This window comes from Rhodococcus sp. 06-470-2 (genome assembly GCF_002258235.1).
Lineage (GTDB): Bacteria > Actinomycetota > Actinomycetes > Mycobacteriales > Mycobacteriaceae > Rhodococcoides.
Window position 1 is genome coordinate 138695 of the sequence record NZ_NOYB01000002.1, and the last position, 25095, is coordinate 163789.

A 25095-nucleotide genomic window follows, 5' to 3' on the forward strand; every position below is an offset into this window, starting at 1 on the left:
ACCCGCGATGCCCACCCGATTCGCCACAACTCGACCCGGCCTCACCCTCGTAGTGGCCGGCGTCCTCTTCCTCGTGCTCGCAGCAGTCGCTGCCGGTGCGATGAATGCACTGTCCCTGAACAGGTTCGAGGCGACCAACGCCCCGTCTGCGGCAGCCGAGGCGCTGCTCAACGACACCTTTCAGACCGGCACACCCAACATCACCATCCTCGTCACCGCGAAGACCGGCGACGTCGACAGCTCGGCCGTCGCCGCGGACGGGTTACGTCTGACCGAGTTCGTCGACACCTTCCCCGGCATCGACGACACATGGTCCTACTGGACCGAAGAGGTTCCGACCCTCGCCGCCGGGGACGGCAGCTCGGCGCTGATCCAGGCGTGGGCACCGGGCGACGCCACCGAAATCCGGCAACAGGTCCTTCCCGCTCTCGACGAGGCACTCAGCCGGTCGGCTACCTCGAACATCGACATCGCTCTCGGCGGCAGCGACGAGGTGTTCCGCTCCGTCGCAGAACAATCCAGGACCGACTTTCTCCGAGCAGAGCTGATCATCGCCCCGCTGGTGATCGCACTGTTGTGGGCCGTCCTACGGCGGCTCCGTCTCGCCGCAGTGGTCTTCGCAACCGGACTGTTCTCCGTCGTCGGCACCCTGGCCATCATGCGCGTGGTGGCAGCCTTCACCGAAGTATCGACCTTCGCGGCGAACATCGCGCTGGTGATGGGCATTGCACTCGGCGTCGATTACGGACTGTTCCTGATCTACCGCTTCCGAGAGGAAGCCCGCCGCACCGCTGACCTGACGTTGGCCGTGCAGCGAGCAGCGCAGGCAGCCGGACGCACCATCATGTTCTCCGGCGCCACCGTCGCCGCGTCACTGGCCGTTCTGCTGGTCTTCCCGTTCCCGTTCCTGGCCTCGTTCGCCTACGCCGGGATAGCCGTCGTCGCCACCGCCGTGCTCGCCGCTACGGTCGTACTCCCGGCCGCATTGGTGCTGCTCGGGCACCGCGCCTTACGGCGCAAGGAACCGGACACCGACGGAAGTACCGTGTGGCGGCGGATCACCGTGGCCACGACCGGCCGACCTGCAGTGTTCGCGATCGCCGGTGTGGTGATCTTGATACTGCTCGGAGCGCCGGTACTAGGCGTTCGGTTCGGCGCACCGGACGATCGCATCCTGCCGCAGTCGGTTCCGGTCCGCGCCCTGTACGACACCATCCGCGACGACTACGCCAGCGAGGATGCAGACGCAATTCTGCTCGTCGCACCGACCATCGCACCGGACGGCCTCGCTCGGTACGCCTCCGATCTCGCAGCACTGCCCCAGGTGCTACGAGTGGACAGCGCACTGGGCACCGTCGAACCCGACAGGGCGCTCACTGCTCCACCGAACGGCGCCGTCCGTTTCACTCCCGACACCGCAGGCAGCTACCTCTCGGTGGTACCGACTCGCGAATCACTGGACGACAGAGCCGGATTCGTCTCCGCGGTACGGTCGGTGGAGCCTCCCGGCCAGGTACTCGTCGGCGGCTCACCCGCGATGCTCGACGACTACACCGACGGCGTCACCGCCCGGCTCCCGCTCGTGGCCGTGCTCATTGCACTGATCACCTTCGCCATTCTGTTCGTGATGACCGGATCGATCATCGCCCCCATCAAAGCCACCATTCTGAATCTGCTGTCACTGACGGTCATGTTCGGTGTCCTGGTGTGGGGTTTTCAGAACGGCAATCTTGCTGGGCTGCTGGGTTTCACCCCTACCGGTGCCATCGAGCCGAGCATCCCCATCCTGATGTTCTGCATCGCCTACGGCCTGTCGATGGACTACGAAGTCTTCCTGCTCTCGCGCATCAAAGAAGAATTCGACCGTACCGGAGACAATCGCCAATCCATCATCGATGGCATCTCACGCTCCGCACCCGTCGTCACCGCAGCAGCTCTCATCCTGGCCGCATCCTTCGCCACCTACGCCACTTCCGGGGTGACCTTCCTTCAGCAACTCGGAATCGGCATGGCACTGGCGGTCCTGATCGACGCCACCGTCATCCGAGCGATCCTCGTCCCCTCCATCATGGCCCTGACCGGCCGCTGGAACTGGTGGGCACCGCGCCCACTGGCACGCCTGCACCAGCTCATCGGCATCACCGATGCTCCACGCGTCGATACACCTGGTACCGAAGTCGACCCTGGAAGACCCAAAACCCCTGTATGAGCACTGCACTCGCACGCTCCCAGCCACCACATCCCCGCCCCGATCGGAGTACCCCATGCTCGACAGCCGCCATCACCCCCTCTCACGGCTCCTCGCCGCGATTGCGATAACCGTCGCGTCGACCGCCATCTTTCTCGGTGGAACGGCCATCGCCTCCGCGCAGCCGACCCGATCGGACGTGATCGACGTACCGGTGTCCTTCACAGTCCGCAACACCAACGACACAGCCGTCCCGTGCACCGCCGACGGCGGAACCTACACCATCCGTGGCCATCTCACCGCTCCCGCAGAGGGTTTCGGCAACGCCATCACCCTCTACGAACACGGCATCGCAGCCGGCGAATGGTACTGGCGTCTTCCAGTCGAGGGATACCACCACACCTACGAAATGGCCGCTCGCGGACAGACCTCACTGACGATCGACAGACTCGGATACGACACGAGCGACGCTCCGGCAGGCGGGGCCATGTGCGTGGGGTCCCAAGCAACGATGGCCCATCAGATCGTCCAAGCGCTGCGTACCGGCACCTATCAATGGGATGCATCCGGAACGGCCCCCACCTTCGGGCACATCACCCTCGCCGGCCAGTCGAACGGCGGGCAGATCGTCCAGATCGAGGCCTACACCTTCGACGACGTCGACGCTCTCGTCGTCATGGACTGGGCCGATCGCGGACTGACACCCGAGGCCTACGTCAGATTCTTCGCCGCCACACCACGCTGCCTCACCGGAGGCTCGGCATCGGAAAACAATCCCGCCGCCAAGGGCTACACCTTTTACGACCAAGGAACCACTGAATTCGTGACAGGAAACTATGCCGATACCGAACAACAAGTAATCGATACAGCAGCGCCCTATCAGAACCAACACCCGTGCGGCGACATGCTTTCACAAGGCCCCGGAATTCTTCTCGACCTGGCCAAAATGTCGAGCATAGACATTCCAGTTCTCGGCCTCTACGGACAGGACGACGCACGCGTGCAATTCGGTGACGAACATATTGCATCGTTCACCGGAACATCGGACAGAAAGGCGATCACGATTCCTCACGCAGGCCATTACATGGGCCACGCACGGAACGCCGCCATCGTCTTCGACTCGCTCGACCAGTGGCTCGACGCCCGACAACCCCACTGACCGCATCAGATCGGCATCAAATAGCTGAACGCACTATTGCGAGCCTGTGCACTTAACCGTGTGCACAGGCTCACAATAGTGCTCGAATTACTGGCGGTATATCTGCGCTCGAACTGAAATTATATTGTTACGGGAATCACTTTCCGAACATTTGGAATTAACGTGAAAAGAATTGACTTATCGAAAACGTGGCGCTGTACTTGAAACCACGTACCGATCGGTGCGTTTCGCACAAAGCAGAAAATCTGCGACCACCTTCCTGGGGGAAGAAATGACTGTCACCACACCACCGTTCGATATCGCCAGTGAACTGACATTCGATCGCACTGTGCCGCGAAGCCTCGTCCACCGCGCAGCTGTCAGCGAGGTCTTCCTCACCGACGCTGCTGCGACGGGCGAGAACCGATTCGTCGTCGCCGCGCAGCTACCGCGAGGGCATGCCCTCTACAGCGACCGACTCGACGACCGGTACGACCCCATGATCCTCGTGGAGGCATGCAGGCAGGCCTCGATCCTGATCAGTCACCAGTTCTACGGAGTACCCAAGGACTGGGCGTTCGTCTTCCGCAAGGCCTCGGTGTCGGTGACCGACCTCGCTGCCCTCCAGGTCGGGGAAACACCGGGCCGGTTGGTCATCCGAGTCGAATTCGAGAAGCGGTTCCACGTCGAGGGGTACCTGACCGGGGCAGTCGGTAGGTACCAGACCGTTCTCGACGGCGTGCCTGTCGGCGAATTCGTCGGATCCCTGAGCTTCATGCCCAAGCAGATGTTCGCCGAGATGCGCGCGGCCGGGCGGGCAGCGAAGAACACCCCCGATCAGCCGTATACCTCTGCCGCCGTTCCGCTTCCGCCTGCACGCGTTGCCCGGCGGGACTCGAAGAACGTCGTCATCGCCTCCACCGGCACCGAACACCCCGACACGACGTACGAGGTCGTCGTCGACAACAACCACCCGTCGCTCTCCGATCACAAGGTCGACCACGTCTCGGGGATGCTCTTGACCGAAGCGTGCAGGCAGGCATCGGTGTGCGCCGTCCTCGACACCCACTCACTGCCGGAATCGTCGGTCGGTTCCCCGGTGCGCTACGACATCCAGTTCCTCGACTTCGCCGAACACGAGCTTCCTGTCTACTGCCGCTTGATCGACACCGCACCCACCGAGTCCGGGACTGGGATCGTCGCATCTTTCGAACTCGTCCAGGGTGACGTCGTCATCGTCCGCTCGCAGGTCGAGGTGGGATGACGATGTCCGACAACAGTATCGACACCGGTCCCCTCGTTCTCGTCGTCGACTACGGCGGCGTCCTGACCAACCCCATCGCCGACACCATCGCGGCGTTCACCGAGTACATGTCCGTGCAACCGGAGGACCTGATGGGTGCCCTGTTCACCGCGCACGATGACCCGGACGAAACGATCATGGCCCCGCTCGAACGCGGCGAAATCACCGAAGCGGCCTTCCTCGACCGAGTCGGATCGGCACTGGAAACCATGACCGGACGCGCTATCGACCTGTCACAGTTCCGGCCGGCATGGTTCTCCGGCCGGGTCCCCAACTCGGAACTTCTCGACTACTTGCACACGCTGAAATCCGAAGGACGAACTCTGGGACTGTTGACCAACAACGTCCGAGAATGGGAACCCGAGTGGCGAGGAATCGTCCCCACAGGCCTGTTCAGCGTCGAGGTCGTCTCCGCGAACGAAGGTGTCCGCAAACCCGAACCCGAAATCTACCGCCGGACGACCGAACGACTCGGCGTCCCTGCCGCTCGATGCCTGTTCGTCGACGACGACCTACGCAATTGCCAAGCCGCCCGAGCGCACGGAATGCAGATACATCACTTCACCGACACCGCGGGAGCCATCGAGGCAATCGACGCCTGGTTCGGACGCCAGCAGCCGGCCGCGCAACCCACCGCGGACGCGCTCCTCGAGGAGTCCGCATGAGCACCCCCGAACCGCTGCAGTCGGCCCCCGAACGCTGGTGGACGCTGACAGCGGTCTGCCTCGGAACATTCATGCTGTTCTTGGACCTCACCGTCGTCAACGTCGCACTGCCCGCGATACAACGAGACCTCTCGGCCAGCTTCGAGCAGTTGCAATGGGTGATCGACGCCTACGCCCTGGCACTGGCCGCGTTTCTGCTCACCGCCGGCTCGATCGCGGACAGACTGGGCCGCACCCGGATCTTCGCCGTCGGCGCGCTGGCCTTCACCCTCGCGTCCGTGGCTTGCGGTCTCGCTGGGTCAGCAACTCTGCTCAACGCAGCACGTGGAGTTCAAGGCCTCGGCGCGGCCATCATGTACGCCGTCGGCCCAGCGATGATCGCAGCGACGTTCCACGGCCGCCAACGAGGAACCGCCTTCGGCATCTTCGGGGCCACCTCGGGCATCGCCATCGCTGCGGGACCGTTGATCGGAGGCATCCTCACCGAAGTGGACTGGCGATGGGTGTTCTACCTCAATATCCCTGTGGGACTGATCATTCTGGCCGTCGTCGCTCTGAAAGTCCGGGACCACCAGACATCGACCGCGCGCCGCGGTCTCGACCCCCTCGGTCTGGCACTGTTCTCCGCAGGTCTGTTCGCGTTGATCTTTGCAATCATCCGGGCACCCGTCGTGGGATGGACCGACCCACGTACCGCGGTAGCGTTGGCGGTCGGTGTGCTCGCCCTCCTCGGCTTCGCTGTGGTCGAGCGCCGCGTCCGCAATCCCATGCTCGACATGGTCCTGTTCGGAAACCGTTCCTTCAACGGCCTGTCCGCGGCAACGTTTGCGATCAACTTCGCCGTCACGGCCACCATCTTGTTCTCGGTGCTGTGGATGCAAGGCGTGCTGGGCTACTCGGCTATCGAGACCGGATTGAGGTTCCTGCCGCTTACCGGCGTCCTGCTGATATCCGGTGCCGTGGGCGGAATACTGAGCGCCCGGATCTCGACATCGATTCTGATCGGAATCTCGCTGTTGTGCACAGGAATCGGGTTTCTGTTGTTTCGATTCGCGGACGTCGGTGACAGCTGGACGGCGTTGTTACCGGGGTTTGTGATCGCGGGACTCGGTATGGGACTACACAATCCACCCCGTGCGAGCGCGGCAGTGGCTCTCGTTCGGGCCGAAGACTCAGGGATGGGAGCTGGGATCAACGAGACATTCCAGCAGGTCGGTGCGGCATTGGGCGTGGCGGTACTCGGAGCTTTGGCTCATCGCACCATCGAATCCGAACTCGACACCGCGTACGGATCCGCCCTGACTCCGGCCCAGCTCGACGCCACCGTCGACGCCGTGGCCTCCGGGGCCGTCGCGGCGCTGCAAGAGACCGGGCAGGACGTTGGGGTGGCAGCAGAAATCGCGTTCATCTCGGCGCTGCATCAGGTCACGACGATCGCGGGAATCGTCACCCTCATCGGTGCGATCGCGGCATTCACCCTCATCAGACGCAAGGACTTCCTCGTCGACCCCGCGGCAGCAGACCCGCACGCAGCGGCCTCTCCCCTACCCCGCGACGCGCCGTCCACCGGATACGAGGACGTGATCTCGGCCGAACAATCCAGCCTCGCCCCGCCTCGCCCGTCAGGAGTCCGGACATGACCGAGCACACCGTCCTCATCGTCGGCGCGGGCCCCACAGGTCTGACGCTTGCTTGCGAGCTCGCCCGCAGGAACGTCGACCACATGATTATCGACGGCAAGTCGGGGCCCTCGACCGAACCGAAAGCCCTCGTACTCTGGAGTGCCGCCCAGGAGAGCCTGCGCATCCTCGGTGTCGATCCCGCGGTATTCGATGCCGGCGTCACTCTCGACCGAGCGTCGTACTGGTCGAAAGGGTCACAGATCGGCCACGTCGACTTCACCGGCCTCGACCAGCCCGGCCTGCACAAACCCCTGTCCCTTCCGCAGCCCCTCGTCGAGGCAGCTCTCCTCGAGCTCTACCAGGCGCTGGGAGGTACGGTCCGCTGGCGGCACAAGTTCCTCGGTGCCCTCGATCCGGACCCTGCCGGGCCCAGCGACGGGGCGAGGGCGTCATTGGTCGGTCCGAGCGGAATCCGCTTCACCACAACAGCAGAGTGGATCGTGGGCACCGACGGTGCACACAGCACCGTGCGGAAAACAGCGGCCATCGACTTCGACGGCGACAGCTACGACGACGCTTTTCTGCTGGTGGACGGCACCCTAGAAACCGATGGGTCGGTCGGGGAGGCTCAGTACCATCTCCACCCGGACGGGGTGACGGTCGTCGTCCCGCTCCCAGGTGGTGGACACCGGGTATTTCTCGGACACCGTCAGTCCGCTTCCCCTGCGCTCATACCGCCGACTCAGATCACCGATCGCGCCAACATCATGCTCGGCCAACGCGGCCTCGGCCGCTTCCGGGTCAGTAATGTGCTTTGGCAGAGCGACTTTCGAGTACACCGGAGACTGTCCTCGCGCTACGTGTCGGGCCGATTCATCCTTGCCGGCGACGCTGCACATATTCACAGTCCTGCGGGAGGTCAAGGTATGAACACCGGAATACAGGACGCGGCGAATCTCGCGTGGAAACTTGCAGCAGTAGCGGTCGACGGAGCCGATGCAGCACTACTCGAAACATATGAACTCGAACGACGACCCGTCGCAGAATCGGTCGCCGCGATGACCGATCTTCAGACGAAACTGTGGACAACTCGTGCTGCCGTTTCGCGGTGGATCCGCGACCGAATCCTCGGAATCCTCTCGGCGACAGGGCTCCTCACCCGGCGTGTCGTTCCTCAACTGGCGCAGATCGATACGGCCTACGGCCCGTCAGTGGCCCGCGGGGGCGGGCGCGGTCGAACCATCTCGCCGGGCAAGTTCCTGCCCCCGCATCCCGTCCAGTTCGACGGAGAGGTCGACAAGTTGCTGCCCGACCTCCTCGATGACCGACGAGTCCTGGCGCTGGCCACCATCACCAGTATCGACGAACTCCGGGCCTTACATGCCATCCTCGACTCGTGGGGGTCGCGGCTGCACGTCGTGGTCGTGGTCCACTCCCCCACCACACTTCTGAGCGCAACTCCCACCGTGATCGACACCCACGAGATCGTTTCGAGCGAGCTCGGACAGGGCGGTGTCGCTGTCGTGCGTCCCGACCGCATAGTGGGCATGACCGGCTCGCTGCAGAACCCTGCAGCCATACGGACCTACCTCACCGCAGTGGCCGGACCCGCGGACACACAGGCAGTCGAACGCGGTCGACCCGAAACGAGCGCCTCCAAGGAGACAGCATCATGACCGACTTCCCACACGTGAACCTCGGAACAGGCCTCGAAGTATCCGCACTCGGATTCGGCGGCATGGCATTGACCTCGATGTACGGCGAATCCGACCCCGACCAAGCACTGAAGACCCTGCATCACGCCGTCAACCTCGGCATCGACTTCATCGACACCGCAGATGTGTACGGCCTCGGGACCAACGAGGAACTGATCGGCAGACTCCTCGCCGACCGTCGCGACGAGGTCACCGTCGCCACCAAATTCGGTATCGATACCTCCGTAACCGAACCCGGCCGCAGAAGCCGCGGAGACAGGGCTTACGTCCGCCAGTGCATCGACAACAGCCTGCGTCGCCTCGACGTGGACGTCGTCGACCTCTACTACCTTCACCGGGTCGACCCACACATCCCGATCGACGACACCATCGGAGCGATGGCCGAGCTCATCGCCGACGGAAAAGTCCGGCACATCGGAGTATCGGAAGTAACCGCCCCCGAACTAGAACGAGCGCACCGGACCCATCCGCTCGCCGCGGTCCAGTCCGAATGGAGCTTGTTCAGCCGCGACGTCGAGAACGCCATCGTCCCGACCGCAGCTCGACTCGGCATCGGATTCGTTCCCTACTCCCCACTGGGACGCGGAATGCTCACCGGAAAAGTGAAACAGGAACAGCTCGGCGACAACGACTTTCGGCGGTATCTACCCCGCTTTCAACTCGACGCATTCGAAACGAACACCGACGCCCTCGCCCCATTGACAGACATCGCGTCACAGCACGGATCCACGCCCGCCCAGATCGCATTGGCGTGGCTACGGGTGAAAGGTACACAGTTCGCGCTGCCCGTCGTTCCGATACCCGGCACTCGGAATGCGGATCGGGTCACCGAAAACGCGGGCTCGGTGCACATCGAACTCACCGCGGACCAGCTCGCCGTCCTCGACACCCTCGCCGACGCCGTCACCGGAACCCGAGCACCCGACATGAGTTGGGTATCAGCCGGCCGCGAATGACACGGGCACAACTGCACGGCACAGCCGCATTCCCGCCCCGTCGATCAGATCGACGGGCGGGAATTGTGCCGCCGGGAACCGGAGCGTCACTGCGCCGAAATGCCCGAATTGCGATGACTCCAACTACGGCCACGACGAAAGCGCCAGTGGCCCAGGGGATCCACGCGGGGTTGGCTCCCAACACGCTTCCCGTGGTCAACAGAAGAGTGACCCACACGGTTGCGGCGACGATATTCAACACCGCGAACCTCGAGAACGACAACGAGGAACCCGCAGCGAGACGTGGCCCCAAGGTCCTCGCGCCTCCGACGAAATGCGTGGTCACTGTCCCGACGCGCGCATCCCCCGAAAACAACTGACGTGCCCGAGCAAGCACCCTGTTGATCAGGCGCGCAAAGCGGCCTGCGCCGGCGATATCAGCGCGACACGATCCACGCCTGATGGACCGAAAGGCCAGCTGAGCCCCTGCTGTCGACGAAGCGATCAGGACGATCGCCGTCACGACGGGATCAAGTTCGCCCAGCCCCACGAGAGCACCGACCGCCAGAACCGTGCCAGTACCCGGGAGGAGAAACCCGACGAGCAAGCCGGATTCCACCAAGAGGATTGCGGCAGCCACGAGCAGAACCATCGGAGCACACCAGGAAGCGATTGAGGCTATGACATCGATGAACAGATCCATCAGATCCCCACGTCCAACGGTGACGGCCGCTGCCATCAAATACGAGTATTAACTCGTAGAATACCATTCGTCTGGATTCGCCGCCTGCGATAGCGTGACTACCGAGACAGAACTGCGGGGCTCAGGTGTGGCCCAGCGCAATAAGCGGCTGCTTCAACACCTACTCGCCTCTGAGCGTTGCCGACACCGATTCCCGTCCGCTTCTGCGGTCGAACGCCGCGAAGCAATCGGCGACAGCGTGCGCCCGATCCAGCGCCGAAGGAAATTCCGCGAGCTGCACATTCCACAATTCGCAGCACACCTCCAGCCGCGGAATGTTGGTTGCGGGGATCCCATGGGCACCGGCGGTCAACGCCGCGATATCTGCGGGCAGGTGGTGCCAACGCGACCGGACACCATGCCGGTGAAAGACCTTGCTCAAAAATGCCGCATGGATCTCCGGATCTGCGCCGCCGAGCGTGTTTCCAGCCAACACATCACTGAGCGCCGCGAGCTCCGTTCCAATGGTCAACGCGTCATGCTGCGCCTTTTCCACCAGCCGTCGACGGTGGTATCCGCTGAGCTGCAGGAATGTTGAATCCGCCCGTTCGAGCTGTGCCGATGTCAAAGGCAGCGCGAGATCCCACACCCTCCCGGATGCACCGTCGATCGCGGCGAGCTCGAAGGCCTCGTGAGCCTCGAACGACGGCCCCGTGGTGTGGACGTCAACAACGACGAGCTGCCGGCCCCTCATCCCCGCAACTCCCCCTGCCACACCGAATCGATACACGGCACACCCACGCCGGCAGTATCGACGTCGAATTCGGTCATCACCGCGGCGAACCTGTCCACGACGTGTCCTACGGCGTCCCCGCTTCCGTCGACGTTCACATCTCCACCGCTCTTGTCTCGCATGATCATTCACCCCCACCGATAGGCCAAGGCCCCTGTTGGCTGTCTCTGTCGATGCACACTAGCGTCAGGACCGGACACCACGAACAGCTCGAATTCTCATCCGCAGGCCAACGGGTCTGCCGTTCAAACGGTTGTCAGCCCTAACTACCAGTGACATCGCCCCCCAACACGAGGACCATCAGAAGCGGCCTGGCCGCAACGACCAGCTCAGCGGGTTCGCGGTTGCACCTCAGGTATCTCCACCCGTCGATTTGAGTCAAGGACGACGAGTTACAGCGGGGGCATGTGCCTGCTGCGACGAACACTCGTGGAGGTTCAGATGGGCGAAATAAAATGCCGACCGTTAATCCTGATCAGGGGGTTCGGCGGCGTCGATGTCGCTGATGATCAGCGTAGTGCGTATCAGGGATACAACGACGGCACGGTCTACCCCACCAAGCGTGGTGACAACTACATCTACGAGGGCTTCCTGCTCCGCGCACTGAAAGCGAAGAGGTACCGCTACACAGACGCGACCAACGTTGTGGGCTACTACGCGCAGAATGTCGAAGGACCCGCCGACACGGGCGAATACGACCCCTCTGATGTAGGCGGCAGCGTTGTCATCGATCCGCGCACGGCCGCGCGCGTTCTCAACGAGGCCACTTCCGGGACGATATGGGTGTACCGATTTTACGACCTCTCGCCGCGGACCCTGGCCCGATACGCGGAAGGGCTGGTCCGCCTCATTTCCCTGATCGAACGGTCGTCAGAACAGCACAACCAGACATTCGACGGCGTCGACGTCATCGCCCGACTAGTAACTTGGGCTTCATCGCCGACCACGAATGGAGCGCTGCCCATAATCGCACTCTCTCGATCCTGCATCCGAACCACGCGCGCCGCACCCACAGTTGTCACGACCACGCAGACCCGTTATACGCTCACTTAGCTGTCTTCCATACATTTTTGCGAGAGGGTTTCTTCACTGTGGCCAAGCTAGAAACGATTCAATTGGTCGACGACATCGACGGATCGGTCATCGACGACTCCGGTGAAACGATCGAGTTCGCGGTCCAGGGCGTCGAGTACGTGATCGACTTGAAAGCAAAGAACGCCAGCGAGTTTCACAGAAAGCTCGACTACTACATCAAGCACGCCGCGCGGGTTGGCGGACGCAAACGTAAACCCTTCCCCGCAACCGCGTCGACGCCTTCGACAGCCGGGACACCGGCCAAGCGTGACCCGGCGCAGACTCGCGCAATTCGGCAGTGGGCGGCGGACAACGGTCACGAGATCGGCGATCGAGGCCGCATCCCCACCGACATCGAAGAGGCGTACAACGCCGCACACTGACAGCCCAGGAAACTCACCTGGCACGTCATCGAACGCCGGATCACCGACGCGCTCCGAACGATGTTGGTCACCGGCTCGACTACCCGAAAGGGCGATTCGGATGTGCGCACGATCGGCTCTGCGATCAGCGGGTGCAGCGGCGATACCCAGTCTGCTGCCGACTGACGTAACAGGCCCAAGGCAAAGACCGCGTCCGGTGTCCGGGCGACCACCCCTGAAGGGCTCACACACATCTCTCGTACGCCGACACCGGTGCCCCACGACAACGTGAGCTGGCCCGGCTCGTCGCCCACTACCGGCCGCGGGTAACCGGCGGAGATCAAGGCTTCCCGGAGTCCCCGCCACCGCTGTTCATACCGCCACTGCACCGGCAGCCGCGATCACGGGCCCCGTCAACCGCAGGACGGTGTCGAGATCGCCGCCGTCACCGAAGCCCCCCGGCCCGGCGGTGGTCGTCACGCCGCACACGATGGCCATGACAGCATCGGCAGTGTCCACCGATATCGTCGGCAGCCTGCCGTTGCTGGTCAGAAGGGCCAGGACCGCGGCCCTGAGAGGGTGGTAGGTCGCGGCCCGTGCGACGTCCTCGTAGTGGAGGTCGGTCCACAACACCGCTGCTGCCCTCAGAGACCAATACCGTTTCGCATGAGTGAAGTAGCCGCCGAGCAAGTCCTGAACATCGGCCACAGTGTCTCCTGTAGACGGGCGATGCGCCCGGAGGAACTCGCATTGTCGAGCAGCCTGGTCGACCACTGCATGAACAACAGCGTCCTTCGATGGGAAGTGGAAGTACATGCCCCCTTTGGTCACCCCTGCAGCCTGTATCAGGTCGTTGACCGTGACGCCGCTTCCCCCACATGCGATGGTTCGAGCCGCACCGGTAATCAACGCGTCACGGGTCCGTTGCGCACGTTTCTGCGGAGGACGCGCGCGATGCTCGGCATTCTCCCGCTCCGAAACCTTCTGATCGGCAACCGTCATGTCACACTCTCTCCGGTCCATCGCCACATAGGACTGCCTTCTACTCCGATTCGCACGCGCGGATCCGACCATCTGTCGGCGACCGAAGCACTACCGTCCCTAGGCGAGGAATTTCGCCATTCCAAAGTCGATCGGCTCCAACAGTCCACGATTATGCCTGCGGAGGTGGACACTTCGAGCACCGGCAAATATTCGGGAGTCGGAACATCTGCTGCCGCGTGAGGCGCAATAGGTACGGAAAAATCTCTCCTTTTTCACCACTCACGTTGCGTCAACCGACCCCAAGTTCTGGATCCGAATACTGTTACGAAATGGATATCAGTGGTGTGGCCTCGATTATCGGAGCTCTCGGTATCGGATCCTTTGCGGGCCAGTACCTGATCGGCAGTCAGCAACGCCGTCAACTGCGTAGCGAGGTTCTCCGGCACTTGGCGAGCACCGAACGCACCCGATGGGCAGGGTCGTCGTCCACTGATCCGTCGTTTCAGCACTTCAAGGACAGTGTCCGCGAGCTTGAGACGGCCGCGATCATTGCACGGGTTCCGCGACGGCCACTGCGTTTGTACATCCAACTGGCCACTGTGGCGCGCCTGACGAGCGACGACGACGTAAAGCAGAAAGACGGTCAGGAAGAAGCCGGGGGAATCAACACTGCGCTGGGGCGATGTGTGCGCTTGTCAGCAGCGCAGCTCAGTCGACTGATGTGGTCGCCGTGGCTCGCCAGAGCAGGCATGAAGCGACGGGTAAACGCGATCGAACGAGAAGCTCAAGGCCTCGACGCTGAGGTCCTCGATGCGGTGGACAGGGCCAAGCAGTTTCACACCTACTACTGAAGCTGCAAAGGGGTTGGTAAACCCGAATTGCAGTTCAGGCGATGCATTTTGCGAACTACCTACGCCGGTAGTCGTGTCCTAGCCTGCAGCGATCGCAGCGACGACGTGAGCTGCGGCGATGGTCTCACTTACTGCAGAACACGCTCGTACCAACGCATCCTGCAATACGACCAGCTCCCGGCGGACACTGCGACCGGCCCCGTAGTGGTCGAAGAGATGCTGGAGGGCGTCAGCGTCGATGACGTCGACCGCGCCGAGATTCGGATTTCCCGCGGCCTGGCGGGCCCGCCTACCGATGATCGACCCCAGCGCGGCTGAATTAGCTAAGGCGGGCAGGGTGATTCGCGTGTTCAGGTATTCGCGAGCCTGTTTGTAGTGGGGGCTGTCGATGTAGTCGTTATGGACGGCGACGACACATGCTGCCGGAAGTCGCTCGGCGATCATCCTCAGAGTCAAGCCGAAGAACATTGCGATCCGCGGCTCCGGATCGACGCCGATACCTGGACGACGTATCCACTGGTCCGTGTCATCGAGCACGAGCGTCGGAATCAAGCCACTGCGCGAAATCAGTTCCAGGACCCTGATGGCCTGATCCACGACATCCTCACCTTGCGATGGTTCGTTCACCACGCTGCCGAGCTCGATCGCGAGATTGCCGGCCAACCATGGGAGACCAACCGAGAATTTGACCGGTCGATGTGGGGAACCTCCACGCATTTCCCGAGCAATCTTCTGGACTGCCCGGTTCTCGTCGAGCTGTTTGGCGATGGTGTTGACCAACAGACGCGGGAATTCAGCCGGATCGGAGACGAGGGAGTCGGTCTGAAATCCCATCCTGATCCTCAGTGCTGCAACGTTTTCGGAGTGAAGAGCGTCCATCACGTACTCGGTGATCGAGGACTTACCCGAGCCACTGGCACCGATCAGAGCCACACGCTCACGCCGCCGAACAGCGTCCATGAAGCGCTGCTCGTAGTCACCACTCACGGGGCCAGTGAGGACGTCGAACGGCACATGGACCTGCCACATACGATCCGGATCCGGCGACGGGTCGAAGGCCTTCGAGTCCCGCAATTGACGCAGTAGGGCGTCACTCATTTCTGGTCCTCCGGATCAGCGTGTTCGGTCCGCAGCCATTCCGCCGGCGGAGTCAACTCGTACACCCGCCGCGGCCGCCCGGGACCTGACGAGACTTCGCTGCTCCGGACCAGCCCCTTCTCGTAAAGTTGCTTGAAGACTTGTACAGCACGAGGACGCGTCCACCCCAACGCGGCCAGCAAGTCTTCATCCGATGCGCTGACCGGGCCCCGCACCTTCATTTCGGCCGCCAGCATCGACGCTGGGCGACCCAAAGCCCAGAGCGCATTGTCTCTATCGGCGAGGGCCAGGTAGTTGTCCTCGTACGACCCGGGGTCCTGCAGGAATCCCCGCAGAGCACTTACCAGATCTCGGGGGTTTCGCCCTACCGCATCAGCGAGGGTGCTGGCTTGCGGTTCCATGTCGATTCCCGCGCGGCGAGTGATCAACTTGATGCTTTCCGTTCTCGAGAGCGGGGGTACGTCGACGATCTTCTCGAAGAATGCATCTGCAGGCGGAGTCAGGAGACCTTGACGGTCACTTTCACGCACCGACACCGCCCACAGGTATCCCGTCGCCCACACCTCATCGCGGTACCGCCCGAACAGTGCGTGCCCGGCCGATGCGGTGACGTCGTCGACGATGATCACCGGATACAGCCGCGTCCCAAGCGGAGCAGTGCCGTCGTCGCTTTCTGCTGCCCACCTCCGAAGCGTGGCGTCGATGAACTGCAGGCGAAAGTCACTCAATCGCCGCAGCAAGACGTCGGGCCCGTCACTGTCGACTGCCGGTTCGCCGGTGACCTGTTCTACGACGCGGGCGAGCACGTCACGGCCGTCCGAGATCCCCTCGACCCGAACGAAGCTCATCGGGAAGTCGCCTTCGCGGCGGGCACCGGTGAACGGCTCTCGGCTGTCGAGCTGCAGCTGTCTAAGCAGCGACGTTCGGCCTGTGCCGCGGTCCCCCGTCACCAGAACGTTGAGCTCAGCGTTCAATCCGTCCCATATCGCGGCGAGTTCGTCTCGCCGGCCGACGAACAGTTCGGCGTCGACGGAATTGTCGAGCAGAGGACGTGCGCTGATCTTCATGAGACTTACAGTACTTACTGTAAGTTTCGTTAGCAATACCTTGCGGGCGGTTGACCACGATCGCTACAACAGATCTGGTACGTCCAAGATCGCGACACCAGTTTCTTCACGCCACCGCTCCAGCAGGTCCGCTCGCTCAGACAGGGTGACCGTGGCCTGGACGGTATGACGATGCTCCTCGCCTGCCACCCCCGCTTGCCCGAACAGTGCAATGCACCGCCGGGCATGTTCGAGGTCGTGGCGGGCCCAGTACCGCAGACCCTCGAACCCGGCCTCCCGTAACGCGGCCGCCCACCGCTGCGTCAGCGGATAGTCGGCGGTAGTAAAGATTTCTGCCGTGACTCCGAGCGCGACACCGGTGTTCGCAGTCAGATCAGCGAGCCTGATATCAGCATCCAACGTGATCGTCGACGCTGCACGCGCATCGACCTCGTATCTCGGCACGACCTGTTGGCCACCGAAAATCTCCAGGAGAGTGACCACTTCGTCTTCGGCCAGGTAGCAAGTCCCATCAGGGGCTTCGAGGTCGAACCTGCCGCCGCCATTCGATGAGTACCACCACGGTCCCAGACTGGCCTGATGCGATCGAAACAGCTCGGCCCCAGCCGGGTAGACGCACGACGGAAATCGCTCCGCCAATTCACCGACGGGCTTGGGCTCGAACAGATGAACGACGGCGCGTTCAGCGCTCACGCCGCAAGCCGACTGACCGCAGCCCGGGCAGCGCGAGCAGCCGTAGGAACGTCCCCGTCGAGAAGTGCTTGCCGAGGTGTACGGCCGTCGAGCTCTGGCTGTTCGGTAGTCAGCCACGCGACCGCCAACCATCCACGCGGGTCCTGCCCCGCCCACACACGCAGCACCTCTTGGATGCCGAGAATCGGCTTCGCCGGTTGGGCATCGGTGAAGCCTGCGGCGGCGTAGCCGTATTTGCCGTTGCTGCCGGTCAACCGAAGAACGCGGTTCTCTTTCACAGCCTTGCTCAAGGCAGCACGCGTCCAACCCGCAACGTCGAGGGCCTGACTGGGGGTCAAGATTTCCCCTACGTGCTCACTCCACGCGCGACGCGCCTTGAGGCCGTTGACGATGCCGCCGAGGCCCGCTATTGCATACGCCAGATCACGCTCGTCCGGCGCGCCACTGGCCTCGACCAGCCGGTGCGCCATGACCTCGAAATCCTTCTCGACAGTGGACATACCCTGATCATCCCCGGCTGTTCGCGTCATGTCAACCATGTCAACCTGAATACAGGGATGTGATCGTTAGCGTGCGGGAAGTGTCGTACCTGGCCGGTACGGTCGGGACGCGAAACTCCTGCGACGGGGCAGAGAGTCGAGGTGGGTTGGGAGCGTCTAAATGTCACCGGTGAGCAAGAAACGCAAGGGTGCAGGCAAGGGGTCAGGGCGATCGCGTAGCGGTCCGGGAGCCGCTGCATTGCCAGAATGGGCGCAGCGGGCCGGGTACGTCACACCACCGGTAGCGGGGATCCGTCCCCCTGCGAATCCTGGCGTGACTGCACCGGCAGAAGTGCAGATCATCGACCGGCATTGCCAGATTTGGCAGGCCTACACCGAGGGCGGTTTTTCCGGCACCTGCATTGCTGCGGTGCGTTGCCTGATTCCGGCATTGCGTGACTACGGGATCGAGGCTGAGCCGTTGGTCGTGTACGGGCAGGTGGCGTGGTCGGACGAGCAGTGGGTGGAGCTGGGAAGCCGCACACCGAAATGGGAGTCGGACACATGGTGGACAGGACACCTAGTGTTGTGGATTCCGGCAATGGGCCGGATTGTCGATCCGACCGTCTACCAAGCAAACCGGCGCGGAATGCCGACAACGATCACTCGGGCTCTGGTCTTCTCGATCGGTTCACTAGATCTGATGGAGACAGCGGGAGTGAACAAGGATGGTGCCCTGGTGCAGTACGAACGAGTCATCGGCGCGGACATGAGTTGGTTCGATCGCGATCACGCCGATCGCGAGGCGATCGAAGATGCCCTCCGAATTCTGCGAAGCGCAGTATCCGACTCACTCGGCAGCAAGGCGGACCGAAAATCTGGTTGGATGGAGACCGCGACCCACCCACCATTGGTGGAAGCCTTACGCCTACGAGGCTTGATCTCCGCAACATAATCCGGTAGCTACGCAATCTTCTCAGCGGTAGGCATCTGACCGGTGTGAGATCGCGGTGACCTGCACGATGCGCTGCCCGGCGTCGATCAGATAGAGAACCCGGTAGGTGCCTCTGCGGGCGCTGTAGGCGGGCGAAAGCGGCGGGGCCAGGGGCTTCCCGACCCGCTGCGGATTCTCCAGCAATGCTCCGGTGATGAACTCGTACACCGCAGCGGCGACCTTCTCGGGAAGAGTGTGACTGATAGCGCGAGACGCTGATCGAGCAATCACAAGCCGATACGGCGCTTCAGGCTCACTCACGCGCGGGTAGACCGGCCAGCGACCCGCATGACCTCGGCCAACTCCTTCGCATCGAGACTGTCACCCTCAGGCAGCTCCGCCACGCCCCGAAGATGAGATGTCAGCAGTTCCTGATCCGATAGCACTGCAATGGTCTCCTGCAGCGCATCGAAATCGTCGGCAGCGAGCAACACAGCAGCCCGGTGCCCATTACGGGTGATCTCATACCGGGCGTGGGTTTGTTCTGCATCGTCCACAATCTTGGACAGACGCGCACGCGCATCCGCGACCGGCAAAGTAGTCATGTACATAATTAGAGCGCAAATAGTGCGAGGGTGCAATTGCCGTTCGACGCGACACAGCACTAACTGGTGACCAAAACCCGAAGTTCGCCCATCCGACTTCAGTGCGCGCGGTCAGCGGCGTGGGAATTTCACCACCGCTCTCGGACTCGCTGCAGCCGCCCGAACATGCCGTAGGTCCTAAGATGCATCGTCGAACGGCCCGAATGCCGCTTCGTCCCAATGCCGTTCGAGCGCCGCGTTCCATTCGTCGATATCCGACGCGGAGAACAGATGCATGTTGTGTTCGGTGAGCAAGAACCCGGTGTCGCGCCATGCTTGGAAGTAGGCGGGGTTCTCCCCTGCTTCGCGGGCCTTGTCGATCAGGGAGTCCACGTCCGCCAACAAGTTCTCCTCACTGATCTCCTGCGGCGTGTCAGCAGCTGGGTCGAAGAACAATGGATCGTTCGGCCCGAGATCTCGGCCGAACTTGTCCCGAAACGCCTGTCGCTGCTCTTCGAGAGAGTCGTTGAGCTCCGCACCACCCACCATGTCCTTGCTCCACGACAGAGTGCGCCCACCGTCGGCGTTGGTGCGCCGTTGCACGAACGAGGGATCACCGCTGCGCTCGAGCACCAGCGCAGCGTGCTGCTCACGTGAGACCCCTTGCTGTGCAAGTCGCTTTCGACGTTGCTGGACCTTGCGGGCGCGTTTGTCGCCGGCGGAGGTACGTTTCGATGTCATACCTCCACCGTCTCAGAGATTCTCCAGAACATCCGGTATTCGGCCGATTGCTAACCTTCACGCTATGAGCGCAATCAATCCGAGGGTGGCGTTCGCTGTACCGATGTTTCTCGAAGCGCTGGCCTTGATCGAGTTGGGCCAGCCTCAGCCCGCTGAAGTCCTGGAACATCCGAAGATGATGGCTACCACGATGCTTACTCTGCTCAGTCATGGCGACGACGCGATCTTGGATCTGGGAGATCTTGCGCTCGCGTCGCTTGCCAGGGCTGCGATCGCGCTCTGCGATGCTCCGACTGAATCGGGTGCTGTGGCGACCTACCAACACGCGTTAGACGCGTGGGGTGAGATCAATGCGAACCCATGATCAGAGCGAGACTGGAACAAAATGACCGGCACCATCACACTTGCGGGGGCGTCCTTCGGAACAGCTCGGACAAGCCCTGCAGAGCCATCGTAACCCGATCTACGATTGTCTCGAATTGTTTGTCCGGCTGAAGAGAATTCAGTCCTGCGGCCGACAGCGCAGTCGTAAATTTCGTGCCCTTCATGTGGGCCGAGCCTGCCGATCGGATTCCCTGAAGCTGGCGTAGGGGTCCGACGAGACCATTCGGGTCGGCACCCAAGTTCTCGACGAGTAGCTGTAGGCAGGCAAGCGAAGGACTATTCGTGTCCGCGCCCGAGGACTCTCGAAGAGTCTTGACATCGAGTGCATCCACGATCCCTTTCGACAGAACCATGACACCGTTGTCGCTTTGGCCTTCGGTTGGATTGGTACACAATGCCAAGGCATCGAACGCACGGAGGTCAGCCGGGCCGAGTTGCTTGTACAACGACTCACCGAAGTAGCCAGTGAACGCCTCGATGAGTTCTGCCTTAGCTCGTCTCAGCCGAGCAGGGTCAGGGCGTTCGTCCTCTACCCACTGGCCCGCTAGGTCCCGCACGCTACGTGTGATGGTTATTCCACCGTTCGGCGGGACGTTGTGTGTGAGCCAGTGCTCTCGCTCGGTCTCGGGTAGCCGGATGAGGTGTCCCAGCCACACCTGGACGAGGTTGGCACCGTTGATGTCGACATCGATGGCCCACCGACCGTGGCACGAGACATCGGTCCGCAGCACCGTGTAGCGGTCTGGGTTGTCGCGGTATCGGGTCAGAACATCCGTGTCGAAGAAGACTGGGGTGAGGTAGTTCGCTTCATCGCGCTCGCAACTCAAACGAACCTCGTCGCCGGTCGAGGGGTCGATGTCAACGATGAACGATTGAAACCGCTCAGGCCTTTGCAGATCGTCGGGGTGCTCGCCAGCGGACGCGAACGGCAAAACTGCCTGTTTCCCAACCAACTGCGCTACGAAACCAGGCCCCCGATACGCGTCCCACGCCGTGTAGGCGAACGCTGCGTCTTTGGTGCGAATCTCAAGGTCGATCCGAGCTTCATGCACGCTGTCGTCAGCCCGAGAATGGGCGTGCTGGATCACCAGGCTCATGCTCCGGGCCGCGAGATACTTTCGGAGGTGCCGTGCATTGACTCGAACCTCGTATTCACCAGGATTCGGTCTGACGATCTCGACGACCTCCTCATCGCGGCCCGCGTGATTAGTTCGATACATTGTCTCGTTCGATCGCGTGATCAGGCCCAACCACCATACGAACGACGGCGTGAATTCGATAACGGGTTCTGTGGTTGCCGATGGCACCCAGGACACGTTGACGAACAGATGAAGGTCGTAGCCATCAGGGTTGGAGGTCAAGCCGTCGCGGAAGGCCGGGAGGCGATCAGAGCTGTAACTGGGCTCGCCGAGGTCGTTGATGGACCAATCGGTAGTGGCGAGGAATTTGCGCTGGTCCGATGTCGCCACCAGAAGAGGTTGAAGCGAGCTGTACTTGATTCCGCTCCCTCGATTCCGTAGAACCGAGATCCACTCGGTCGGCTCCGCCTGGATCTCCGAGAGGTAGCTCCTCAGCTGGAGAATCGTGGGCAAAGCCTCATAGCGCTCAAGTGAGCCGGAATTCGGCAGTGGATCGGTCAGCACCCCCTTGATCGTACGGAGGGCAGGCGACCGGGCTGAGAGTCGACTTAGAATGGGCCACCCGTGCTCGCCCGGATGACTAGGGCTGAGCTGCGACATCCAGTCTCGCCAGCGGGAAAATCATGGTCCGCGGCGACTCCGCCTACGGCAACAGCCGCGTCGTACGCGCCTGCATCAAGTTCTCGTTCGTACTGATCAAGAACCGAATCGTCCAACGAGCGATCGCCTCCATCCCTGACACCGCGTGGACGCCCGTGCGCTACCCGGGAGCGGTCCGCGACCCCGACACCGACGGCTGGATCTCCGACGCCGAGGTCGCCGAAACATCGTTCACCGCTTTCTCTTCCACCGCGTATCCTGTTTCTGCACGGTTGATCGTGCGGCGGGTCAAAGACGCCCGCTACCGCGATGCATTGTTTCCGGTGTGGCGGTATCACCCGTTTTTTACCAACAGCACCCTGCCGACGACGACCGCAGATGTCGTCCACCGTGCACACGCGGTCATCGAGACTGTGTTCTCGGATCTGATCGACGGACCGCTCGCGCACATGCCGTCAGGATCGTTTGGCGCGAGCTCTGCCTGGGTGCAGTGCGCAGCGATCGCCCACAACCTGCTGCGCGCCGCCGGAACCGTCTCCGGCGGGCGTCACGCGAAAGCTCGCGGAATAACGCTACGGCGCAAATCGTCAACATTGCCGCGCGTTTCGTGCGGCCACAACGCACACCCACACTGCACCTGCCGCGACACTGGCCGTGGCTCGATGCGTGGCTTCAATTATGGCGCAACATCATTGGCATCAGCCCACCCACACCCGCCTGATCCTCACCCGACCCGCCGACTCGGCCCGAGCAACGACAATCGTGGAAATGCTGGGTAGACCAGCGGACGAAACACGCCCAACCAGTCCCGACCCCACAATTCGGTCATCGACCACAGTGGGTCACCTCAGTCCGTGGATCGAGGGTAAGTAAATGTGATCCTTGCCACTTTCGGAAAATCATGCGACTGTATGAGGCAATCGCCGTTCCCCTGCAGACAGTGTGATGACGGGAAGTGTGCAGTGACCAGTACCGAGTTCGGACGCAGTTTGAACAAGGATTCCGGCCCCACCAACCAGCCACCTCCAGCCAGCGACGCATCCACGTTGAACGTCGCCTTGTACCCGTACACGCCCGAACCGAAATGGTTCGAGTCCACCATCAGAGCCGCGTGGCACAGCGTCCAACCGGATGTCGCTCTCAATTTCGTCTACACCTACGACTGTTACAAAGGCGATCCGCCGTCCACTGTGGACGTTTTTGCCTACGACTGCATCTTCGCTGATCACATGCGTCAGTTCTGTGTCGAGTTCGATATCGACGGCACCGCAGACTTTTACCCGTGGTCTCTCGCATCGCTGAAAACGGAATCCTCGGAGTATCAAGGAATACCGTATTTAGGGTGCATGCAAATTTTGATTCGCCGTCTCACTGACGCAGCACTGGGTGCGCCGGGGATGACTGTCGAAGAATTACACAAAATCCTCGGCGACGGGGATCCGAAAGCAGTCTGGCCCGCGCAGGGTCAAGGCATGCTGTTGGATTTTACTGGGGGAACGACCGTCGCGTGCATGTACGAGCAGGCCGTCATGGAGGAGTCGGGCCAGTTTCCGCTCACTCCCGCCCTTCCCCCCTGTCCAGGACTCGATCAGCAAGGCCTCGCCGACATGCAGGTGCTGCGAAACATCGCCGGGTACGCCCAGGCGACATATCCCGACTCGGGCTACGACCGAATCACGAAATGGAACCAGCGGATCGGTCGAGCCTTCGTAGGCTTGACCGAAATCTTCCACTTCATCGACAACGTCGACGCCTCGACCTATTCAGTCATGCCGCTGAGCTCCGAACCTATCGAAAAAGTGGGGATACCGCTTTATACCGACGCACTTTCCGTCAATGTGGCCATCGCCCAGGAAAAGCGAGCAACGGCTATCCAGCTCGTGAAGTTGATTGCATCGACCAACGTGATGCTCGAGTGCATGTCCCCAACAGGAAAGAAACCGCAATACCTGGTGCCCACCCGGCAATCGCTGATGAATCAGCTCCTGGCCCGGCAACCCAATTCGGCGGTGTACAACATCATGCGCAACATCATTTCCAACGACATGGCCCATCCATTTCGACTTGGGGCCGATTCCCGTACCTGGCTCGACTCGACCAAAGGCTGCATCAAAACTGAAATCCTCGGGCCACCCCCCGCTGGCGTTGCGGAGCATGTCGGCGAAGACAGCGCCGTGTTCAACGACCCCGCGTACGCTTCCACACCTGCAGGGCTACTTCGCCGCCCGTGACAGGAGTCCGTCGCAAAGTCGTAAGCAATGGCTGGTTGTGCCACGTTTGGTCCTCGCCGTTCGGACACGCGGCAATGGAGTATCGCTATGAGATCCATACATGCGGTCCGGTTGCCCACACCACCGCTGTCTGAGTGTCGCGGGGTTTGCGTCGAAATTCGTCGAACACCGTGCAAGCTTTTGGCTAAGGGATTACCCTGCCGAGTTTCACCCGATGCTCGACTACTACATCGAGCACTCGACGCGGGTCGGTGGCCGCATCGTAAGCCCTCCCCCGCTGCTGCATCGATCACCACAGCTGCCCAGGTAACGGCCAAGCGTGATCGGGAGCAGACACAGTCGACGCTGCAGATCGGCGACCTGGACGAACACGTTTGGCACCGTCTGCTAGCCCAATTTTGGATCATCTACGACACAGCGCAAAGGCGTGCGCGCGAAATTAGTGCTCGCGGCGGACAGCGGACCGCACATTTTGAGGTGCAGCCCCCGCAGTGATGCTGCGGATAGCTCTCTCGTTGGGTGCTGCCCGAACAATGGTGCGATCACCCGCAGCCGATGTCGGGACCACCACCACAGGGCGCGCGCTGGCACGTGGAGCCGACGACCCCGCCGGCGGATTCTGATCTTTCGAGGCCGTCACGCCGACGCCCCCTGCTGCTTCTCTATCTGGCGTCGCACTTCGTCGATCGTGCGGGAACTGCCCTCGTAGTTGCCCACCAGCCGAGGATTGGGACGCAAGGCCACCTTGCGACGCCGCGACGCCGTCGCCGGGCTCGCCGAGCCCACCGGTCGATCAGGTTTCTGCTGCTCGTTCACCGTAGCCATGATGTCCT

General features: G+C 62.1%; 25 protein-coding genes and 2 pseudogenes. 14 read left to right on the forward strand and 13 right to left on the reverse strand.

The features are described 5' to 3' along the window. Positions 1-7: 7 nt before the first annotated feature. The 7 genes from CH276_RS00760 (at position 8) to CH276_RS00790 (ending at position 9587) form a co-directional block, all read left to right on the forward strand. Positions 8-2209, forward strand: coding sequence for an MMPL family transporter (locus tag CH276_RS00760; protein WP_052069823.1), 2202 nt, complete (start codon positions 8-10; stop codon positions 2207-2209). Between the two features lie 55 nt (positions 2210-2264). Then, a complete protein-coding gene (locus tag CH276_RS00765) occupies positions 2265-3347 on the forward strand; it encodes an alpha/beta hydrolase (RefSeq protein ID WP_015586115.1) in 1083 nt (360 codons plus the stop codon). A 271-nt stretch (positions 3348-3618) separates the two neighbouring features. Beyond that, a complete protein-coding gene (locus tag CH276_RS00770) occupies positions 3619-4590 on the forward strand; it encodes a ScbA/BarX family gamma-butyrolactone biosynthesis protein (protein ID WP_015586114.1) in 972 nt (323 codons plus the stop codon). A gap of 2 nt (positions 4591-4592) precedes the next feature. After that, complete coding sequence (locus CH276_RS00775; RefSeq protein ID WP_052047793.1) at positions 4593-5294, forward strand: HAD family hydrolase; 702 nt, start codon at positions 4593-4595, stop codon at positions 5292-5294. Further along, on the forward strand, positions 5291-6934 hold the full coding sequence (locus CH276_RS00780; protein ID WP_015586112.1) for an MFS transporter: 1644 nt from the start codon (positions 5291-5293) through the stop codon (positions 6932-6934). The genes CH276_RS00775 and CH276_RS00780 overlap by 4 nt, the downstream gene beginning before the upstream one ends. Next, positions 6931-8592 (forward strand): FAD-dependent monooxygenase, encoded by a 1662-nt coding sequence (locus CH276_RS00785; protein ID WP_015586111.1) that lies wholly within the window; start codon positions 6931-6933, stop codon positions 8590-8592. Before CH276_RS00780 ends, CH276_RS00785 begins: the two co-directional genes overlap by 4 nt. After that, positions 8589-9587, forward strand: coding sequence for an aldo/keto reductase (locus CH276_RS00790; RefSeq protein WP_015586110.1), 999 nt, complete (start codon positions 8589-8591; stop codon positions 9585-9587). Before CH276_RS00785 ends, CH276_RS00790 begins: the two co-directional genes overlap by 4 nt. Positions 9588-10429: 842 nt before the next feature. Here the strand turns inward: CH276_RS00790 and CH276_RS00800 are convergent. Both CH276_RS00800 and CH276_RS28315 read right to left on the reverse strand, forming a co-directional pair. After that, complete coding sequence (locus CH276_RS00800; protein ID WP_141214635.1) at positions 10430-11023, reverse strand: hypothetical protein; 594 nt, start codon at positions 11021-11023, stop codon at positions 10430-10432. Next, complete coding sequence (locus CH276_RS28315) at positions 10999-11163, reverse strand: hypothetical protein (RefSeq protein ID WP_155289035.1); 165 nt, start codon at positions 11161-11163, stop codon at positions 10999-11001. Before CH276_RS28315 ends, CH276_RS00800 begins: the two co-directional genes overlap by 25 nt. Positions 11164-11470: 307 nt before the next feature. On the opposite strand from CH276_RS28315, the gene CH276_RS28795 reads away from it, so the two are divergent. After that, positions 11471-12094, forward strand: coding sequence for a hypothetical protein (locus CH276_RS28795; protein WP_230591901.1), 624 nt, complete (start codon positions 11471-11473; stop codon positions 12092-12094). 38 nt (positions 12095-12132) lie between these two features. Then, positions 12133-12498 (forward strand): histone-like nucleoid-structuring protein Lsr2, encoded by a 366-nt coding sequence (locus CH276_RS28800; RefSeq protein ID WP_015586104.1) that lies wholly within the window; start codon positions 12133-12135, stop codon positions 12496-12498. Between the two features lie 351 nt (positions 12499-12849). Here CH276_RS28800 and CH276_RS28805 read toward each other — a convergent pair whose 3' ends face one another. Continuing rightward, positions 12850-13185 carry a hypothetical protein gene (locus CH276_RS28805; RefSeq protein ID WP_230596322.1) on the reverse strand — a complete coding sequence of 112 codons (336 nt, stop codon included), beginning with the start codon at positions 13183-13185 and terminating at the stop codon, positions 12850-12852. A 75-nt stretch (positions 13186-13260) separates the two neighbouring features. Then, positions 13261-13551: pseudogene (locus tag CH276_RS29225) on the reverse strand (TetR family transcriptional regulator); the annotation flags it as partial. Between the two features lie 239 nt (positions 13552-13790). Between CH276_RS29225 and CH276_RS00815 the strand changes: the two are divergent. Beyond that, complete coding sequence (locus CH276_RS00815) at positions 13791-14312, forward strand: hypothetical protein (RefSeq protein ID WP_015586102.1); 522 nt, start codon at positions 13791-13793, stop codon at positions 14310-14312. A 78-nt stretch (positions 14313-14390) separates the two neighbouring features. On the opposite strand, the gene CH276_RS00820 is transcribed toward CH276_RS00815, so the two are convergent. The 4 genes from CH276_RS00820 to CH276_RS00835 all read right to left on the reverse strand — a co-directional run bounded on the left by CH276_RS00820 (position 14391) and on the right by CH276_RS00835 (position 17670). Beyond that, positions 14391-15410, reverse strand: coding sequence for an ATP-binding protein (locus CH276_RS00820; RefSeq protein WP_032364995.1), 1020 nt, complete (start codon positions 15408-15410; stop codon positions 14391-14393). Continuing rightward, a complete protein-coding gene (locus tag CH276_RS00825; RefSeq protein ID WP_015586100.1) occupies positions 15407-16477 on the reverse strand; it encodes an ATPase AAA in 1071 nt (356 codons plus the stop codon). Before CH276_RS00825 ends, CH276_RS00820 begins: the two co-directional genes overlap by 4 nt. 63 nt (positions 16478-16540) lie before the next feature. After that, positions 16541-17170, reverse strand: a complete 630-nt coding sequence (locus tag CH276_RS00830) for an RES family NAD+ phosphorylase (RefSeq protein ID WP_015586099.1) — start codon at positions 17168-17170, stop codon at positions 16541-16543. Then, positions 17167-17670, reverse strand: a complete 504-nt coding sequence (locus tag CH276_RS00835; protein ID WP_015586098.1) for a hypothetical protein — start codon at positions 17668-17670, stop codon at positions 17167-17169. Before CH276_RS00835 ends, CH276_RS00830 begins: the two co-directional genes overlap by 4 nt. A gap of 313 nt (positions 17671-17983) precedes the next feature. Here CH276_RS00835 and CH276_RS00840 point away from each other — a divergent pair, with 313 nt between their 5' ends. Further along, positions 17984-18604, forward strand: coding sequence for a hypothetical protein (locus tag CH276_RS00840; protein WP_032364994.1), 621 nt, complete (start codon positions 17984-17986; stop codon positions 18602-18604). Between the two features lie 21 nt (positions 18605-18625). Here the strand turns inward: CH276_RS00840 and CH276_RS00845 are convergent, their stop codons facing one another. The 3 genes from CH276_RS00845 to CH276_RS00855 form a co-directional block, all read right to left on the reverse strand. Then, entirely contained in the window at positions 18626-18874 is a 249-nt protein-coding gene (locus tag CH276_RS00845; protein WP_371828030.1) for a type II toxin-antitoxin system RelE family toxin, read from the reverse strand. Positions 18875-18900: 26 nt separating this feature from the next. Next, entirely contained in the window at positions 18901-19188 is a 288-nt protein-coding gene (locus tag CH276_RS00850) for a type II toxin-antitoxin system Phd/YefM family antitoxin (protein WP_230591632.1), read from the reverse strand. Between the two features lie 177 nt (positions 19189-19365). After that, entirely contained in the window at positions 19366-19908 is a 543-nt protein-coding gene (locus CH276_RS00855) for a hypothetical protein (RefSeq protein WP_015586094.1), read from the reverse strand. Between the two features lie 64 nt (positions 19909-19972). Between CH276_RS00855 and CH276_RS00860 the strand changes: the two genes are divergently transcribed. Next, positions 19973-20272, forward strand: coding sequence for a hypothetical protein (locus CH276_RS00860; RefSeq protein ID WP_015586093.1), 300 nt, complete (start codon positions 19973-19975; stop codon positions 20270-20272). A gap of 34 nt (positions 20273-20306) precedes the next feature. On the opposite strand, the gene CH276_RS00865 is transcribed toward CH276_RS00860, so the two are convergent. After that, a complete protein-coding gene (locus CH276_RS00865) occupies positions 20307-21935 on the reverse strand; it encodes a hypothetical protein (RefSeq protein WP_052049375.1) in 1629 nt (542 codons plus the stop codon). A 110-nt stretch (positions 21936-22045) separates the two neighbouring features. Between CH276_RS00865 and CH276_RS00870 the strand changes: the two are divergent. Then, positions 22046-22752, forward strand: a pseudogene (locus tag CH276_RS00870) (transposase); the annotation flags it as partial. A gap of 241 nt (positions 22753-22993) precedes the next feature. Then, positions 22994-24262 (forward strand): thiamine pyridinylase, encoded by a 1269-nt coding sequence (gene bcmE, locus CH276_RS00875; protein WP_032364993.1) that lies wholly within the window; start codon positions 22994-22996, stop codon positions 24260-24262. Positions 24263-24898: 636 nt separating this feature from the next. Here the strand turns inward: bcmE and CH276_RS00880 are convergent. Beyond that, entirely contained in the window at positions 24899-25087 is a 189-nt protein-coding gene (locus CH276_RS00880; RefSeq protein ID WP_015586087.1) for a hypothetical protein, read from the reverse strand. Positions 25088-25095: the final 8 nt, after the last annotated feature.